Here is a 15,124-nt window from a genome sequence, read left to right as displayed (position 1 = left end):
TCGTGAAGACTTCGTCGGTCGTCGATGACCCTGTTCCTGGTTAAGCGCCTGATCATGCTGGTGGCGACCCTGCTGGTGGCCGCCGTTGTGGTGTTTTCGGTTCTGGAAATTTTGCCTGGCGATCCGGCGCTCGTGATGCTCGGCGTGTCGGCGCAGCCCGACACCTTGGCGGCTCTGCGGGCTGAGATGGGATTGGATCAGCCCGCCTGGTTGCGCTTCTTCCAGTGGGTCGGTGGCCTGGTGACCGGTGAACTGGGCCGCAGCTATACTTACGACGTGCCAGTTTCGGAATTGATTGTCGAACGTGTGGTGGTGAGTTTGCCGCTGGCGGTCATGGCTTTGACTCTCTCGACAGTGATTGCCATTCCCCTGGGTGTTATCGCGGCATCCCGACACAACAAACCGCTCGACATCGCCTTGACCGGTGCAGCGCAGTTCGGGATCGCGATTCCCAATTTCTGGTTTGCGATCCTGCTCATCCTGCTGTTCTCAGTGACCCTGCAATGGGTGCCTGCCGGCGGCTTCGCGGGCTGGGATGCCGGGTTTTGGCCGGCGGTCCAGTCGCTGCTGCTGCCTGCCTTCGCCCTGGCGCTGCCACAGGCCGCGATTCTGACCCGGGTGACGCGTTCCTCGGTGCTGGAAGTGCTGCAGGAAGACTTTGTACGTACCGCCAGGGCCAAGGGACTCTCGCGCAACGCGGCCTTGTGGCGGCACGCCGTGCGAAACGCCCTCATCCCGGTGATTACGATCCTGGGGCTGCAGTTTTCGTTTCTGCTGGCGGGGACCATCATCATCGAAAACGTTTTTTATCTGCCGGGCCTCGGGCGCCTGCTGTTTCAGGCGATTGCGCAGCGCGATCTCATCGTCGTCAAAGACCTGGTGGTCTTGCTGGCGGGCTCGGTCGTCCTGGTCAATTTCCTGGTCGACGTGGGATACGCGGTTCTGGATCCCAGGCTGCGCAGCGGGGGCGGCCATGTCTGAGGGGTTTGCCGAGATCTGGCGTATGGGACTGCGCAGCCGGGGTTTTGTAATAGGTGGCGTCATTACCCTTCTGTTTGTCGCGCTCGCTGCCGTCGCCTTGGTCTGGACACCCTATCCGGTCGAAGAGATCGTCGTGGCGCGCCGCTTTCAAGGCATCTCCTCGGCGCATTGGCTGGGTACCGACCAGTTCGGCCGGGATCTCGTGTCCCTGTTGATGGCGGGCGCGGTCAACTCCGTCGCCGTGGCGATCGTAGCGGTCGGACTGGGTGTCGGAATCGGTGTGCCCCTGGGCGCGATTGCCGCGGCGCGTCAGGGTTGGCTGGACGAGATCCTGATGCGCGCCAACGATTTTGCCTTTGCCTTTCCGGCTCTGTTGTCTGCGGTGATGATCACGGCCTTGGCGGGTCCCGGTGCCATCAATTCCATCATCGCCATTGGTATCTTTAATATTCCGGTCTTTGCGCGCCTGACACGCGGCGCGGCGCTGGTGGTTTGGAAACGGGAATTCATTCTGGCCGCGCGCGTGGCCGGGAAAGGACCCGTGCGGATCTCCATTGAGCATATTCTGCCGAACATCTCATCGGTGCTGATCGTTCAGGTCACGATCCAGTTCGCTCTCGCGATCCTTGCTGAGGCGGGACTGAGCTATCTGGGGCTGGGCACGCAACCGCCACAACCAAGCTGGGGCAAGATGTTGAACGAAGCCCAGACGCTGATGTTTCTGGCGCCGCAACTGGCAATCTTTCCGGGGCTCGCGATCGCACTCACCGTGTTGGGACTCAATCTCTTCGGCGATGGATTGCGCGATGTTCTCGATCCCCGTCTCAGGCGCGAGAGATAGCTATGGCTCTGCTGTCGATCGAAAATCTCTGCGTGGAACTGGAAGGGCCGGAGGGGACTTATCGTCTGCTCGATGAGGTCAACCTATTGCTTAACAAAGGTCAATGCCTCGGCCTCGTGGGAGAATCCGGATGCGGCAAATCCATGACCGCGCTGGCGATCATGGGGCTTTTGCCGCAGGGGATGCGCGCGCATGGCTCGATCCTCGTTGATGGGGAAGATCTTCTTAGGGCCGAAGAGGAGCGTCTTTGCCAACTGCGCGGCCGCAAGATGGCCATGGTGTTCCAGGAACCCATGACGGCATTGAACCCGGTTGTCCCGATCGGGCGGCAGGTCGGGGAGGGGCTGCGTTTACATCTCGGCCTGACCCGTCATGAGTCAGAGACCCGCGCGACCCAGAGCCTTGCCCGGGTCGGATTGCCGGTCGAACGTTTTCCGCTCGGCCTCTTTCCGCACCAGCTTTCCGGCGGCCAACGGCAGCGGGTCGTGATTGCCATGGCGTTGGCCTGCGGGCCGGACATTCTGGTCGCGGACGAACCCACGACGGCACTGGATGTGACGGTTCAGGCGCAGATTCTGGATCTGCTCGCGGAGATCATAGACGAATTCGACATGGGGCTTGTGCTGATCACCCATGACCTCGGAGTAGTGGCCGAAACCACAGACACGATGGCAGTGATGTATGCGGGCAGGGTGGTCGAGGACGGCCCGACTGACGAAGTGTTCCGACGTATGGCGCATCCTTACACGCGCGGCCTCTTTGCCGCCATGCCAAGCCATAGTTCCGACGGCGCGGCGACGCGCACCCCGCTGTCAACGATCCCGGGGCGGGTGCCGGACGCGCTCTCGCGGCCGGCAGGCTGTCCTTTCGTGACACGCTGCGGATTTGCGACGGATGTTTGTCATCAATCGGTGCCGCAGATGGAGGCGTTGGGGCATCGTCACGGCGCGGCCTGTTTCAATATCGCGCGCGGGGAGGTCGATCAGTGATGCCCGCCGGAAGTCAACCCCTCTTACAAGTTGAGGATCTGGTTCGCGAGTACAGGCTTCCCCGCGAGAGTCTCTTTGCACCGCCATCTCGGTTTCGCGCCGTCAATGGCGTGAGCTTTTCCGTCGAGCAGGGTAAAAGCTTTGGGATCGTCGGGGAGTCCGGCTGTGGCAAGTCGACCCTGGCCCGCACGGTGATGGGCTTGGAGCAGCCTGTCTCCGGGCGTGTTCTGCTCGAAGGGCGCGATATCTCTCGCCTGCCGGCCAGGGAGCTTCGGTCTCTACGACGAAAATTCCAAATGGTGTTTCAGGACCCGTACGGGTCGCTCGACCCGCGCCTTAAAGTCGAACGGATCGTTGCGGAACCGCTGGAAGTTCTGCTGCCGAATGTGAGCCGGTCCGAGCGACGGGCGCGGGTCGAAGAAACCTTAAACTCGGTCGGTCTTAAACCCAGCGATGCAGATCGCTATCCCCATGAATTCTCCGGTGGGCAGCGTCAGCGGGTTGCCATTGCCCGCGCTTTGATCACCGAACCCAGCCTGATCGTTGCCGACGAACCGGTTTCCGCGCTCGACGTCTCAGTGCAGGCCCAGGTTCTGAACCTGATCATGGATCTGCAAACGCGACGCGGGCTGACGTTTCTTTTCATCAGCCATGACCTCTCGGTTGTGCGCCATATTACCGATGAAGTCGCTGTGATGTATGAGGGCGAAATTCTGGAGACGGGGCCGACCCACAGGGTCTTCAGCGATCCTCAGCACAGTTACACCAAGTCCCTGATCAGCGCCGTGCCTTATCCAGATCCCCGGCGCAGCCGACGGCTTCGTCGTGCCGCGCGCCCCGCCGGGGCTAGGTAGGTTTTCGCGCGTTAGAGGACGGACAGCATGCTGGCGACCAGCGGATGCCGGACGATATCCTCGTCCTTCAGGCGCACCACTGAAATGTCGTCGAGGGGTTCCAGCTTCTGGGCGATTTCCGACAGCCCGGAAATACCGGGCAGCAGGTCGCTCTGGTCAGGGTCGCCGGTCAGGACCATCGTCGAGTGCCAGCCGAGGCGGGTCAGCAGCATCTTGATTTGGACAAAGGTGCAGTTCTGCGCTTCGTCGATCACCACGAAGGCGTTGTTCAGTGTTCTGCCGCGCATGTAAGCAACCGGCGCGATCTCGATCGATCCGTCGTTGAGCATGGATTTGAGCTGTTTCGCGCCCAGCCGGTCGTTCAATGCGTCATAGAGGGGCCGGAGATATGGCGCGAGCTTATCCTCGAGATCGCCCGGCAGGTATCCCAGATTCTCGCCGGCTTCGACCGCGGGCCGCGAGAGCATGATTTTCCCGACGGTGCCTTTTTCCAGAGCTTCAACGGCCTTGGCGATTGCCAGATAGGTTTTCCCCGTGCCGGCAGGGCCGAGCGCGAGCACCATGTTGCGGGTGTCTATGGCTTCAAGTAACGCGGCCTGATTGTCGTTGTAGGGCCGGACCTTGCGCAGATAGCTTTTGTCTCGTTGCTGATTATCCAGCGGTGACCAACCCGTCTGCTCCGGATAGAGCGGACGAACGTTGTTGTCGTTGCGGGAAACTTTGCGCGAGGAACGCTTGGCCATAAAGGGTCTCCGTTTTCTGGAACGAATGAGCGGTTCGAATCACTGGAAGTTCGATAAGCAATCTCAGGAACGAACCACGGGGTGTTAAAACGACAAACGCCTCCGCGAAGGGAGGCGCATCATTCAGAAAAGTAGTTGTAAGAGATGATCTGATTTCGAGGCTGCTGTCGGTTTGAAGCCTCTCGCCGGGACTGCCTGAAGAGGACAACAGATCCGGCTGGTTTTCGGGATCAGGCTTGTTCGGTCGTCTTATCCGATCAAGCAATCGCGACATTCTGTAAGCCCGCGATGGGTTCATAAGATTTAGCAATCTTCCTTGGACAGCAGTACCTTACAAATTCGAGGCTAGCGCGATTCGCAATTCGATGCTCTTACTTTTTGTGTCTTTCACGAAAGAATCATACAAGATGTGGGTAAGTGTCATATCGAAATCACACCTCGGTCGCCTTGCGCCAGGGGTCAAAAGCCAGTCCATATTCGAGAGTAAGCCCTGTTAATGATCAGAACACCGCGCCTGCGCGTTGAACAGTCTGCGAAAAGCTTTCCACGTGATTGAAGATCCTCTGTTTTATCTGGTGGCCGTGCCCGCGCTCATGATCATGGGAATCTCGAAAGGCGGTTTTGGCGGCGGATTGGGTGTGGCCGCGGTGCCCCTGCTTTCGCTCACTATTTCTCCGGTGCAGGCGGCGGCGATTTTGCTGCCGATCCTGATCTTCATGGATCTGATCGGCCTTTGGACCTTTCGCGGTAAGTGGGACAAAGCAACCGCCAAAATCATTATCTGCGGGGCCATCGTCGGCATTGCCATCGGAACGGCGAGCTTCAAGTACCTGGACGAACATACGATCAAGCTTCTGATCAGTATGGTCGCCCTTGGTTTCAGCGGAAACTACTGGCTCAAACAAAGAAATGGTGCGCACCCGGCTAAAGCCCCAAGTGTTGTAAGGGGTGGGTTTTGGTCCGTGATTGCCGGTTTCACAAGTTTTGCCGCGCATTCCGGCGGCGCGCCGCTCAATGTCTATCTGCTGCCGCTCAAGCTTGATAAGACCGTCTTCCAGGCGACCACGGTGATCTTTTTCACCATCATCAACTACGTGAAACTGGTTCCCTATACTTGGCTCGGTCAGTTCTCTTCCGAAAATCTCATGACGTCGCTGGTTATTCTGCCGCTTGCTCTGGTGGGGATCGTCAGCGGGATCTGGCTTCATACCCGCATTCCCGAGAAGCTCTTTTACAATCTCTGTTACAGCTTCCTCTTCCTGACGGGCCTGAAGCTGCTCTACGATGGGGTTTCCGGGATGCTGTCATAATGCTTCCGCAATCTTCGAATACACAAGACTTGAAGGAACACACAGGTTCATGACGATAACGCTCTACGATCTTGCTGGTGCGCAGGATGACCACCGCTTCAGCCCCTACTGCTGGCGGATCAAGATGGCCCTGGCGCATAAAGGACTCGCCTACGAGGCCTTACCCTGGCGCTTCACAGAAAAAGAACGTATTGCCGCTTCCGGGCAGGGCTCGGTGCCGGTGATCGAAGACGCCGGGCGCCACCTGCATGACTCCTGGGAAATCGCAGCTTATCTCGATGAAGCCTACCCCGAGGCTCCGGCTTTGTTTCCCGGTGAGGGTGCGCGCTCGGCGAGCCTGTTTCTGAAGTTCTGGACGGAGCGGGTTCTGCACCCGCTTCTGATGCGTCTCATCTTGACCGATGTTCATGGCGGGCTTCATGAAAAGGATAAAGACTATTTCCGCACGAGCCGGGAGAAGATGCTGAAAACCAGTCTGGAAGCGGTGTGCGAGGATCGTGACACCCACCTTGCCAATCTCGGCAAAGGCCTCGCGCCCCTGCGGGCGACACTGGAGGCCCAGGCTTTTCTTGGCGGAGAGGCACCAACTTTTGCGGACTACATCGTTTTCGGCGCTTTTCAGTGGGCGCGCTGTTCTTCGTCGTTTGAAGTTCTGCCGAGTGAAGATGCAGTAAAGGCATGGCGCCAGCGGCTGTTGGAGATGCACGGCGGTCTGGCGGCAAATGCGGTGCGTCCCGCTGCGTGAAGATATCTCGCGCTTGTGTTTGGAAAGACCGGGCGGCGGTACCATCTCATAGACGGGGCCGTTTGCCTGTAAGAAGAAAACGAAACTGTGAAGCGACGGCTTCGCTTTACAGTTGCTAAGGTAGCGTGGGTTCCGGAGGCAAAGCGAACGAGGAGACCGAGCATGCGAAGCAATGTGACACGGAACAGCCAACTGAACGCAGGTGGTGTTAGAGCCCGCAAGCCTGATGCCGGTGGTAACGCCGCAATTGCTCTGAATTCGCAAATACCGCTTCGGTTCCGCCGAACGCTGAGCGTGACTCTCGTTTTCACGCTCATGGCGATGTTTCTTGCCGTGGAAGCCTTTGCGCAACAGCGCATGGACGGCGTTTTGTCGTCGGTCGTGCGCCTGCGTGCGGAAGTTCCGGGTGATGCGCGCACGGCGGCATCGCTCGGGCAGGTGCGTGAAGGCAATGGCGTCGTCATCGATGACAGCGGTCTGGTGCTCACCATCGGCTACCTTATCCTCGAAGCACAGTCGGTCTCTTTGTTTGCGGCAGACGGCGACGAAGTCTCGGCTGAAATTCTGGCCTATGATCATGCGACGGGATTTGGCCTCGTGCGGGCATCCAGGCCGCTTGGCGGCGGTCATGTCAAACTGGGGGATTCCGCCGCACTCACAGAAGAAGACCGCGTTCTGGTTATCGGGCATGGTGGTATTTCAAGTACGCTTGGCGCGGTCATTGCGTCGCGCAGAGAGTTTGCCGGTTACTGGGAATATCTGCTGGACAATGCGATCTACACCGTTCCTCCTCATCCCAATTGGGGTGGCGCGGCCCTGGTCAATCCTTCCGGAGAGCTGGTCGGAATCGGCTCCTTAATCGTCAACGATGCTGTGGAAGCAAACGGCGCTTTGCCGGGCAATATGTTTGTGCCCATCAATCTGCTGAAGCCGATTTTTGCGGATCTGCTGGAATCCGGCCGCGCCTCCACGCCCCGGCGACCCTGGCTCGGTATGCTGACGACAGAATCCTATGGCCGGGTGATCGTCACCAGCGTGACGCCCGGTGGTCCTTCGTCGCAAGCGGGCCTTGAGCCCGGCGATGTCTTACTCGAAGTCAACGGTGAAGCGGTGCCCGATATGGCAGGGCTTTTCCGCAAGGTTTGGAGCCAAGGCCAGCCCGGTGCGGAAATCCTGCTGAAAGTTTTGCGTGGTACAGACGTGGTTGGGGTGACGGTGACGTCCGGTGATCGTTACCAGTATCTGAAACTCAAGCCGCGATCGCATTAGCGAAAACAGGATTTTCCCGCGAAACTGTGAGACTTCGCTAGCCGAGGACTGAAAAGCTGGATTCGCTGTTAATTTCCCGGTTCCGCGAGTAGAAGCCGACGTCAATACTCCTGCCAATCCGCGGCAGAGTGAATTGCAGCGGCGCGCTGTCGTGGTCGCCTCCGTTTTCGCAATAATCGATCAGCGCGGCCATCATCTTGCCGGCAATGGGAGCGTTCTTGTACTGATTGCCACTGGATCCGCAGGCCATATAGAAGCCGGGCAGGGACGACTTGTCGTAAATCGGAATCCAGTCATCCGAGACATCGTAGAGATCGACAACGCCACGCATCCGGCTGGGAATCCCGAGTGAGGGCAGGCGCTGGGCGTAACGCATGGCCTGCGTAGTCCACTGATCGGTAAAATCGCGATTGAAGTCCGTGTCATCCTCGACCCAGGTGTGGTCGTCACAGGGTGGGTCTTCGCTGCCGACAAGGATGTTGTTGCCATGTTCCGGACGGATGTAGCAGGCAATGTCGCTGTCGGATATCACGATACCGCTGGAGTCAAAATCAAGTCCCGGGGGCGCCGGAACGTGGACCACTTCCTGGCGTAGCGCTCTCGTGCTGATAGTCATATCCTCCAGGACACCGGCCATGGCATTTATCTTGGACGAGGCCGGGCCCGCCACGTTCACCACGATTGGGGCATGGATTTCTTCTCCCGATGCGAGCTGCACGCCTCTCACACGGCCATTTGCCGTCAAAATCTCACTGACCTCAGCGTTATGACGAAACAGCGATCCCCTTGATTGGGCGGCGACGGCGAGGTTCTGCGCGGAGAGCGCAGGGTCGGTGACGTAACCGGCTGTCGGCCAGAATACCCCGCTGGTGATCGCTCCGCCGCTTGGTAGCCCGAAATCGGGATCGTCCTTGGATTTGGCGGGTGCGAAGCGTTCGAGGCTGTAGCCCGGTATTTGTTTCAGGATCCTCGCGGCATCCCACTCTTCGTAGGGACACTCAATCTCGCGCGAAATGTCTTTGTGCTTCTCCAGATAACCATTCGCTTCCGTCGCCATGACCAGACAGCCGGTTTCCTTGAAAGTCGCCAAACCGCTGGGATCGGCGGTCTCCAGGTAGTCTGACCAGTCCCGCCAGTAGAAGTAGCCCTCGTACGCGAAGGCGGTGCCTGCGAAGGTCGAATAGTGCATGCGAATGATCGCACAGGAGCCACTCGTTGAACCGTGCCCGGCGGCCGCGTTCCGATCGACGGTAAGTGTTCTGAAGCCGGCCTTCGCGAGTTCAAAAGCCGTCGCGGCGCCAATGACGCCGGAACCGATTATGATGACATCTGCTGCGGTTGGCACTGGAATGGATTCCTGCTGCGGTTTTTGATACCGCTATTCTAGCTTGCATCTCTGGTTCGCACTATTGCTGACTGCCACTCACGGAGGCCCTCAGCGAACTCGAATTTCAGTAAGTATTCGGGCGTTGTCGAAAATTATTACAGGTATTTGCATTAAGTATGAATATACGTCGGAAATTCTTACAATGGTATGTGAGCGATATGATCGTTCGTATTTAATGATATGATATTGTTTGATTATTGGAACTGGCGCGAATGTTGCTTTTCCCCCTTCATGACTCTCTTGTTCGTGGAGGTTGAGATGGATGCTGAGAAGAATCACGAGTTTGTCATTCGCTGCGATGGTGAGCCCAGTAAGCTGATTATGCTGCCACCCTCGGTTCTGGCGAAGTTTACCCAGCGGCTCAGGCAACGCTACCCCGATCATGATTGGGCCGTTGCAGACCGTTTCCAGCCGCAGGGCGCTGATTGAGGCTGAACCTGCCGCGGAGTGGGTGGAAAACGGGCTTCGATATCCTGTTGGGCTCGAATTGAGGTCGAGACCAGTGTAGGGTAATCGTCAGGGGACGGTTTCTCGCCGTCCCAGGATCTCTGGAGTCCCTGGGTTCCCGGTCATCCGTATGACGGTTTTACGCGCTATGGGCGCCCAGTGCGCTGATTGCGGTTAAGCCGTATTTATGACCCTGTTGAGCCCTTATTTTGACTCTCGGAGTTCAAGCCTTGGCAGCGTATGACTTGGGCCAGTTTGTTGCCGTAGCGACCAGATTTAGGGAATAGAAAATTGGGTAACGACGTTACGGAAAAGAGTGACGGCACTGAGGTCAGTGAAGAAAATTCCGAGGCTCAAAGCGTACGAGAGGAAAACCGGCGCCTTTTTGAGCTGGTTGAGCGATTGATTGCGACGCAGGAAAGCGAGCAACAGCACCGTAAAATCATCGAAACCGAGCTTCAGCAGATGAAGCTCGCGATAGTGGATCAGGCTTCTTCAGGCGGGACCGGCGCTGGTGCGTCAGACAGCACCGCCGATCTGGGCAAAACCCTCGAAGAGTTGACGGCGAATCTTGGGTCTGAACTTGAGGCGAAGCTCCTCACCAAGATGGAAGATGTTGAAAAGCGCGTTGTCCTGCTCGCCGAGCGGAATGACGCCGAGTCGGAAAATACCAGAGGATCTGAAGAGCTGGTCAATGCGACCTGGAAAATGATTGCACCACTGGGCGATGAGCTTGAGCGGCTCTCCGGCTTGATGCAGGACCTTGGACAGCGTCTGGACAAGATAGCGGAGCAGTCGCGCGTTGCCGCGCCTTCCGGCGAACTAGATCAGAATACCGCGCTCGACGGCCTCGATGCACGGATGCAGGAGATGGGCAAGTCTCTGGATGCTCTGGCGGCACGGCAGGACGTGGCACAGACGCAGGCATCGAGTGTATTGCGTAGTCTTGTCGAAACGCACATGGAACGTCTGAACCGCGAATGGGCCGGCCAGATTGCAGGCTTTCAGCGTTCGGTCGACGACCTTCTGCTGAACCGCGGCCTGCTGGATCGGGGTGCGCGTGTCGATCCGCCTCATTCAGAGTTGTCAGTCTCGGACGTAACCGCTTCCGACATGCCTGCCTCGGACCTGCCGGAGCGCAGTGTTACTTCCGAGCCGGCTGGCGGAGCCTCTGAAGTCCCGGACGTGAATCCGAATGTTGTTGCGGGTGATTTTCCTGCGTTCCAGCAGGCAGACGGCAAAGCATCAGACACAGCAGAACGGCTTGACGATGCGCAACCGGCTATGAGCCAGGATTTAAGGCGCGAGATGAAAGCGATGGACAGGCCTTCCGAGTCCTTGCTGATGACGCCTCTCGCGGAGAGTGGTGCTGTTTCGAAGGTCTCCGATGCCCAAGGATCGGCGGAAGATGCCGACGATGATGCTGATGCAAAAGACGCATTGCTGACGGAGCCCGCCGAGTGGCGCACAGAACTGGAGAGCGAAGACGAAGCGATCCTTCTGACGCATCCGATCTTGCCAGAGGACCCAGCAAAAACGCCGGATGACAAGGGTATCGCTGAGAGCGATCAGCAGGTCGCACTTGCAAACGAAGCCGCCGCAGCCACATCCGGGCGGCGAGAGATCGATTTGCGGGCTTTCAAGGATCTACGCTTGTCCAAAGAACCCGGTGACGATTCTGAAAGTCCGAAGGTCACCCTCCCGACAGGGGGGCGGGGCGCGTCTTATGAGAATGCTCCGGCGGAGGCGTCGTTGACTCGGTTTGTGAGGCTTATTCGCGCGCGAAAACGCTCCTCTTCTTCTTGATATTGTTCGCTCTCGTGACGACGTAGCGATAAGAGCGCATTACAGTGCTCGTCCAGCGAGAGCATTGCTGTATGTTTCTCCGGCCCGAAAGTGGCTGGGGTGCCTTTACGTTGCGCTTTCCGCCTCATTAGACTCCCGCACCATGCGGGATCAGGAAAAGGGTATCTTGCCATGAAGACTTTTGACCGTGTTCTCGTCGCTGTGCTTGCGCTGGGTGTGTGGGGCGTGGCGCTCGGGACGTTTCTCGCGCCCGGGCCGGTCCACTCCCAGGCAGGATTTGATCAGCGCGAAATCCGCCAGGCGATCAACAATTGTCAGGTTCAGGGTCCGATATCGGGTTCACAAATCAATGCGACGATAGTCTGTCGATAAATTCCTTTTCTGGTTAAACTCTCCTCAAGGCGGTAGCCTGTTTCACAGCGCTGTGCTGGAGGCGCTGCTGTTGGGAGGGGATTTTGTATGCACCGTTTAGTGTTGGCCGCGATCTCGTTTGGGGTCGGCGCAGTAGCGATTGTGGGAACACCTGCGATGGCTGAAACCGAGCTTAGCAAGGAAGAACGCTGCCTCGCGCTGGCGATGTATTGGGAAGCCAAAGCGGAAGGCGCCGATGGCATGATCGCGGTCGGTGCAGTCGTGCTGAACCGGGTTGCCCACAGTGAGTTTCCAGGCAGCGTGTGCGGAGTGGTGACACAAGGCGGAGAGACCCCGCCCTGTCAGTTTTCCTGGTGGTGCGACGGCAAGAGCGACAGGCCGACGGAGGCCGAAGCCTGGGCGACCGCGCGGGAACTCGCGCCTTCCTTGCTGACTGAGCTGCCATACGACCCGACGAAGGGCGGCCTATTCTTTCATGCTTCGAATATCGACGTTCCCTGGCGGGTAAAGCGCGAGCGCACCGTGCAGATCGGTAAGCACATATACTATCGTTAAGGCGGGACTTTGAAAGACGGCTCTCGCGCTGATGTTAGGCTGCGGGAACGGGGGCAGAGGCGTCGGTCGTCACTCAGTCTTGGTCCTGTTCATCGTACTTTCGCAGGCGGCGGGCAAGCTCCTCGACGTTTTTGAGGTTTTTGCCGTAGTCCAAGAGCGTCGTGGGCATTTTAGGGCGACTGACAATCTGGATTTCGCAGTGCCCAGGCTCATGTTCGATGACGCGCATCCCGATTGCCTGCAAGGCCGCGAAAAGGTCCATTTTCGATTTCGAGATGATCGTGCCATGACCCGGATCAGGTTGGATCTGGCGGCAACCGTAGTCTGTGATGACCTGGCCACAGCGGGTAAAGGCTGTCTCGTAATCCCAATCAACGAAAATGCTTTTCATCTGTTTGACGGAATTGTTCTTGTCTTCCGGGGGAAAGGGCAGGCGCGCGATGGCGTGATTATGGAGCGTGACCAGGATAATGGAAGCCAGGGCACCGAACGCTGCGCCACCGGCAATCCCGGTCGCAATTCCGCCGGCGACCCCCGCGTCTTTGGAGACAATGAATCCGGTCATTGCAGCGAAGGGCACCGACATGGCGAGGAAGACTTTTAGATAGAGGTTCATCGGTTTCTGCGGCACTTGGCGTTATGAAGCTACATCATGGTTATTGATGACAACTGGCTACAACATCAGTGAGCTCACAGAAAGCACAATATCCCACCAATCGCCGATTGCTGGCGAATGATCCTTGCACAGCCGGACGTCGAAAGCCTTTACAGTAAAATTCCGTGACCGAAGAGGGTTAACCTATTTAAGTTATTGATATATCGATAAGTAATAGTTGAAGCGTTCCTCGTTTCTTTGTCGACAGAGTTTACATAATTTTGTTAGCATAGGTGCAATATTTCGATAAGCATATGAATTTTAAAGAAAAAATAAACTGGCATGCGAGTTGCTTTCCTAAAGGGCAGTTGATTGTGTTTCTCGGCGTGCTTTTACGATGCCCGTAGAAGTCAGAGTGGCATCGGAATTTCGTTTTGGAGCCGAATATGTTTGAGTGGATTTTGCTTGTCGCCTTTGTTGTGGTGACCGCTTTCATGTGGTGGCGCATTACTTTGCTGGAAAAACGCCTTGAGCGCGTCAGCACGCGGTTGCGGGCGATTCATGACGACACAGCCCATCAGCACCGCGCGCTTGAGGTCCGGTTGGACAGGATCCTTGAGCACATCGACCGCAGCGCCGGCTGCGATAAAGCGGCGTAAAAGGCCGACGCCTCTGATGCCGAGGCTGGAGGTCTGATCGAGGGAGCTGCCGCGGCCCATGATTCTGCCGTTCACGGCTCTAGTATCCCGAATCTGAAATTCACTTCATTGAATTTCAGATTCAACGCGACACTACCTCATTGAATCGAGTGTGATTCAGTCTCTAAAATTCGTCGCATATTATGCGACGAACTTCAGAAACATCACACTAGGCATGGAGGACTGCCGGGTCCCGAAGGAAAGACCGGGTCCCTAGATTCCTGTTTTTTGAAGACTCGTCGCCTGTATCAGGGAGTCTTGGCGGTGTCCTGGGAAGTGGACGCGACTTGCCATGGCCTCACCAGATCAGGCGTCTGGAATGCGAACCTTCCGTTCACCCTTAAGCTCAATTCTTTCGATAATTATCAGCACTCGACACTGCTGGCTGCCAGTATTGGAAAGTAATGATATTATATTGCATTCATCTAAAATTATGATTTAGCCTTTCAGATGCGGTATGTCTGTAATCTTGGAGATCGTGTTCATTTTATGAAAACAACGATTATAGAGCGTCAACTTGCAGGTTACACACTGGCAACAGCGGAGATTATCTATCGTATGCCGGATCATCTTGAATTGCTGCAAAGCTATGTCTGGCAGGAGTATGATTTAGTACCGGAGTATCCGGAGTTGCAGCGGTTTTTGAAATTCTGGAAGGAAAATCTGGACGGCCCGCTCGTATCCGTCACCGTCGGTTCCCGCGAACTCTTTAAACGGGGCGAGTGGCGGCATACGGAAGCGCTTTTGACACTGCATTAGTGCCGTTGTCTCATCCGGAGATCCTTCGAAGGTTGAGATTGACGACATCGGATCTTCTGCCGGACCAGTTGCCCGCTAAGTGACAGTGATGTCAAAGCGCCCGCTGAGCGCATTTTCACCAAGTTCAGGGCTCGGTGTGAGCGGAACGATCAATGCACCGCGCAGAAGCGGATCCGAGACCCGGTTCAAAAGACCGTCCCGCCGATTCTGAGCCTCGCCTTCAACATACATCTGCGTCACGAGACGATCGATGTTGTCCTCTCGGATCAGAAAGTGAATGTGGGGCGTACGGCCGGGATACGCGACTGGCCGGATGGTTCTAAAACGGTACCGGCCTTCGTTATCCGCAATTGCCCGCCCAAATCCCTGAAAGTTTCTGTCTCGCCGCCCGCGGCTCGCATCGCGGCTGTGGATGTAACGGCCATAGGAATCGCACTGCCAGATTTCGACTGCGGCGTCTTTAACCGGCGTGCCATCCGCGAATCGTACCTGGCCATAAATGTGCGTAGGTTGGCCGAGAGCCTGGCCTGGTCTGCCCGCGACGAACAGAAGATCGTTGTCACTGTCGAGCGGCAGTTTGTCCGGATAAAAAGGGCCTAAGGGTTGTCGCGGCGTAGCCGGTGCTGTCATTGCCGAGGCTTGCAAGCCGACGGTCAGGGCGGCAGAGCCGACCGCAAGCCGGCCGGTATGTTTGAGCAGGCTGCGTCGGTTTAAAGGGGCAAAGGCAGGTGTCATTCGAATTCCCCGTATCTTGGTCGCGTCTGCATGCGCTA

General features: G+C 57.2%; 17 protein-coding genes. 12 read left to right on the top strand and 5 right to left on the bottom strand.

Annotated features, from left to right (window positions below):
• The first annotated feature begins 24 nt into the window (after positions 1-24).
• The 4 genes from FKG95_RS12065 to FKG95_RS12050 are packed head-to-tail and all read left to right on the top strand — an operon-like array spanning position 25 to position 3,665.
• Complete coding sequence (locus tag FKG95_RS12065) at positions 25-981, top strand: ABC transporter permease (protein WP_142896591.1); 957 nt, start codon at positions 25-27, stop codon at positions 979-981.
• Positions 974-1,822, top strand: a complete 849-nt coding sequence (locus FKG95_RS12060) for an ABC transporter permease (RefSeq protein ID WP_142896590.1) — start codon at positions 974-976, stop codon at positions 1,820-1,822. Before FKG95_RS12065 ends, FKG95_RS12060 begins: the two co-directional genes overlap by 8 nt.
• Before the next feature lie 2 nt (positions 1,823-1,824).
• Positions 1,825-2,811, top strand: coding sequence for an ABC transporter ATP-binding protein (locus FKG95_RS12055; protein ID WP_142896589.1), 987 nt, complete (start codon positions 1,825-1,827; stop codon positions 2,809-2,811).
• Positions 2,811-3,665 (top strand): ABC transporter ATP-binding protein, encoded by an 855-nt coding sequence (locus tag FKG95_RS12050; RefSeq protein ID WP_142896588.1) that lies wholly within the window; start codon positions 2,811-2,813, stop codon positions 3,663-3,665. The genes FKG95_RS12055 and FKG95_RS12050 overlap by 1 nt, the downstream gene beginning before the upstream one ends.
• A gap of 11 nt (positions 3,666-3,676) precedes the next feature.
• Here the strand turns inward: FKG95_RS12050 and FKG95_RS12045 are convergent, their stop codons facing one another.
• Complete coding sequence (locus FKG95_RS12045; protein WP_142896587.1) at positions 3,677-4,408, bottom strand: PhoH family protein; 732 nt, start codon at positions 4,406-4,408, stop codon at positions 3,677-3,679.
• 548 nt (positions 4,409-4,956) lie between these two features.
• Between FKG95_RS12045 and FKG95_RS12040 the strand changes: the two genes are divergently transcribed.
• From FKG95_RS12040 to FKG95_RS12030, 3 genes are all read left to right on the top strand, one after another.
• Positions 4,957-5,718 (top strand): sulfite exporter TauE/SafE family protein, encoded by a 762-nt coding sequence (locus FKG95_RS12040; protein ID WP_142896586.1) that lies wholly within the window; start codon positions 4,957-4,959, stop codon positions 5,716-5,718.
• 49 nt (positions 5,719-5,767) lie between these two features.
• Positions 5,768-6,463, top strand: coding sequence for a glutathione S-transferase family protein (locus FKG95_RS12035; RefSeq protein WP_142896585.1), 696 nt, complete (start codon positions 5,768-5,770; stop codon positions 6,461-6,463).
• Positions 6,464-6,625: 162 nt separating this feature from the next.
• Positions 6,626-7,732, top strand: a complete 1,107-nt coding sequence (locus tag FKG95_RS12030) for a S1C family serine protease (protein WP_218940167.1) — start codon at positions 6,626-6,628, stop codon at positions 7,730-7,732.
• Positions 7,733-7,769: 37 nt separating this feature from the next.
• Here the strand turns inward: FKG95_RS12030 and FKG95_RS12025 are convergent, their stop codons facing one another.
• The gene (locus tag FKG95_RS12025; RefSeq protein ID WP_142896584.1) at positions 7,770-9,077 is read right to left on the bottom strand and encodes an NAD(P)/FAD-dependent oxidoreductase; all 1,308 of its coding nucleotides are present in this window, start codon (positions 9,075-9,077) and stop codon (positions 7,770-7,772) included.
• A 300-nt stretch (positions 9,078-9,377) separates the two neighbouring features.
• Between FKG95_RS12025 and FKG95_RS29650 the strand changes: the two genes are divergently transcribed.
• From FKG95_RS29650 to FKG95_RS12010, 4 genes are all read left to right on the top strand, one after another.
• Positions 9,378-9,548 (top strand): hypothetical protein, encoded by a 171-nt coding sequence (locus FKG95_RS29650; RefSeq protein WP_179954070.1) that lies wholly within the window; start codon positions 9,378-9,380, stop codon positions 9,546-9,548.
• A gap of 309 nt (positions 9,549-9,857) precedes the next feature.
• The gene (locus FKG95_RS12020) at positions 9,858-11,372 is read left to right on the top strand and encodes a hypothetical protein (RefSeq protein WP_142896583.1); all 1,515 of its coding nucleotides are present in this window, start codon (positions 9,858-9,860) and stop codon (positions 11,370-11,372) included.
• A 171-nt stretch (positions 11,373-11,543) separates the two neighbouring features.
• Positions 11,544-11,744 carry a hypothetical protein gene (locus FKG95_RS12015; RefSeq protein WP_142896582.1) on the top strand — a complete coding sequence of 67 codons (201 nt, stop codon included), beginning with the start codon at positions 11,544-11,546 and terminating at the stop codon, positions 11,742-11,744.
• An 87-nt stretch (positions 11,745-11,831) separates the two neighbouring features.
• On the top strand, positions 11,832-12,299 hold the full coding sequence (locus tag FKG95_RS12010) for a cell wall hydrolase (RefSeq protein ID WP_142896581.1): 468 nt from the start codon (positions 11,832-11,834) through the stop codon (positions 12,297-12,299).
• A gap of 73 nt (positions 12,300-12,372) precedes the next feature.
• Here FKG95_RS12010 and FKG95_RS12005 read toward each other — a convergent pair whose 3' ends face one another.
• Together FKG95_RS12005 and FKG95_RS12000 are read right to left on the bottom strand one after the other, a co-directional pair.
• Positions 12,373-12,915 (bottom strand): hypothetical protein, encoded by a 543-nt coding sequence (locus FKG95_RS12005; RefSeq protein WP_142896580.1) that lies wholly within the window; start codon positions 12,913-12,915, stop codon positions 12,373-12,375.
• A gap of 389 nt (positions 12,916-13,304) precedes the next feature.
• Positions 13,305-13,628, bottom strand: coding sequence for a hypothetical protein (locus tag FKG95_RS12000; protein WP_142896579.1), 324 nt, complete (start codon positions 13,626-13,628; stop codon positions 13,305-13,307).
• Positions 13,629-14,081: 453 nt separating this feature from the next.
• Between FKG95_RS12000 and FKG95_RS11995 the strand changes: the two genes are divergently transcribed.
• A complete protein-coding gene (locus FKG95_RS11995) occupies positions 14,082-14,351 on the top strand; it encodes an usg protein (RefSeq protein WP_142896578.1) in 270 nt (89 codons plus the stop codon).
• A 75-nt stretch (positions 14,352-14,426) separates the two neighbouring features.
• Here the strand turns inward: FKG95_RS11995 and FKG95_RS11990 are convergent, their stop codons facing one another.
• Positions 14,427-15,086, bottom strand: a complete 660-nt coding sequence (locus FKG95_RS11990; protein WP_142896577.1) for a dioxygenase family protein — start codon at positions 15,084-15,086, stop codon at positions 14,427-14,429.
• Positions 15,087-15,124 lie beyond the last annotated feature (38 nt).

This window comes from Denitrobaculum tricleocarpae, assembly GCF_007004665.1.
Classification (GTDB): Bacteria; Pseudomonadota; Alphaproteobacteria; order Kiloniellales; family Kiloniellaceae; genus Denitrobaculum; species Denitrobaculum tricleocarpae.
This window is presented reverse-complemented; position numbering and strand designations above follow the sequence as displayed.

Excerpts from the sequence above, each read along its gene's own strand:
- FKG95_RS12065 (WP_142896591.1), top strand. The coding sequence starts at position 25 with ATGACCCTGTTCCTGGTTAAGCGCCTGATCATGCTGGTGGCGACCCTG.
- FKG95_RS12060 (WP_142896590.1), top strand. The coding sequence starts at position 974 with ATGTCTGAGGGGTTTGCCGAGATCTGGCGTATGGGACTGCGCAGCCGG.
- FKG95_RS12055 (WP_142896589.1), top strand. The coding sequence starts at position 1,825 with ATGGCTCTGCTGTCGATCGAAAATCTCTGCGTGGAACTGGAAGGGCCG.
- FKG95_RS12050 (WP_142896588.1), top strand. The coding sequence starts at position 2,811 with ATGCCCGCCGGAAGTCAACCCCTCTTACAAGTTGAGGATCTGGTTCGC.
- FKG95_RS12045 (WP_142896587.1), bottom strand. The coding sequence starts at position 4,408 with ATGGCCAAGCGTTCCTCGCGCAAAGTTTCCCGCAACGACAACAACGTT.
- FKG95_RS12035 (WP_142896585.1), top strand. The coding sequence starts at position 5,768 with ATGACGATAACGCTCTACGATCTTGCTGGTGCGCAGGATGACCACCGC.
- FKG95_RS12030 (WP_218940167.1), top strand. The coding sequence starts at position 6,626 with ATGCGAAGCAATGTGACACGGAACAGCCAACTGAACGCAGGTGGTGTT.
- FKG95_RS29650 (WP_179954070.1), top strand. The coding sequence starts at position 9,378 with ATGGATGCTGAGAAGAATCACGAGTTTGTCATTCGCTGCGATGGTGAG.
- FKG95_RS12015 (WP_142896582.1), top strand. The coding sequence starts at position 11,544 with ATGAAGACTTTTGACCGTGTTCTCGTCGCTGTGCTTGCGCTGGGTGTG.
- FKG95_RS12010 (WP_142896581.1), top strand. The coding sequence starts at position 11,832 with ATGCACCGTTTAGTGTTGGCCGCGATCTCGTTTGGGGTCGGCGCAGTA.
- FKG95_RS12005 (WP_142896580.1), bottom strand. The coding sequence starts at position 12,915 with ATGAACCTCTATCTAAAAGTCTTCCTCGCCATGTCGGTGCCCTTCGCT.
- FKG95_RS11995 (WP_142896578.1), top strand. The coding sequence starts at position 14,082 with ATGAAAACAACGATTATAGAGCGTCAACTTGCAGGTTACACACTGGCA.
- FKG95_RS11990 (WP_142896577.1), bottom strand. The coding sequence starts at position 15,086 with ATGACACCTGCCTTTGCCCCTTTAAACCGACGCAGCCTGCTCAAACAT.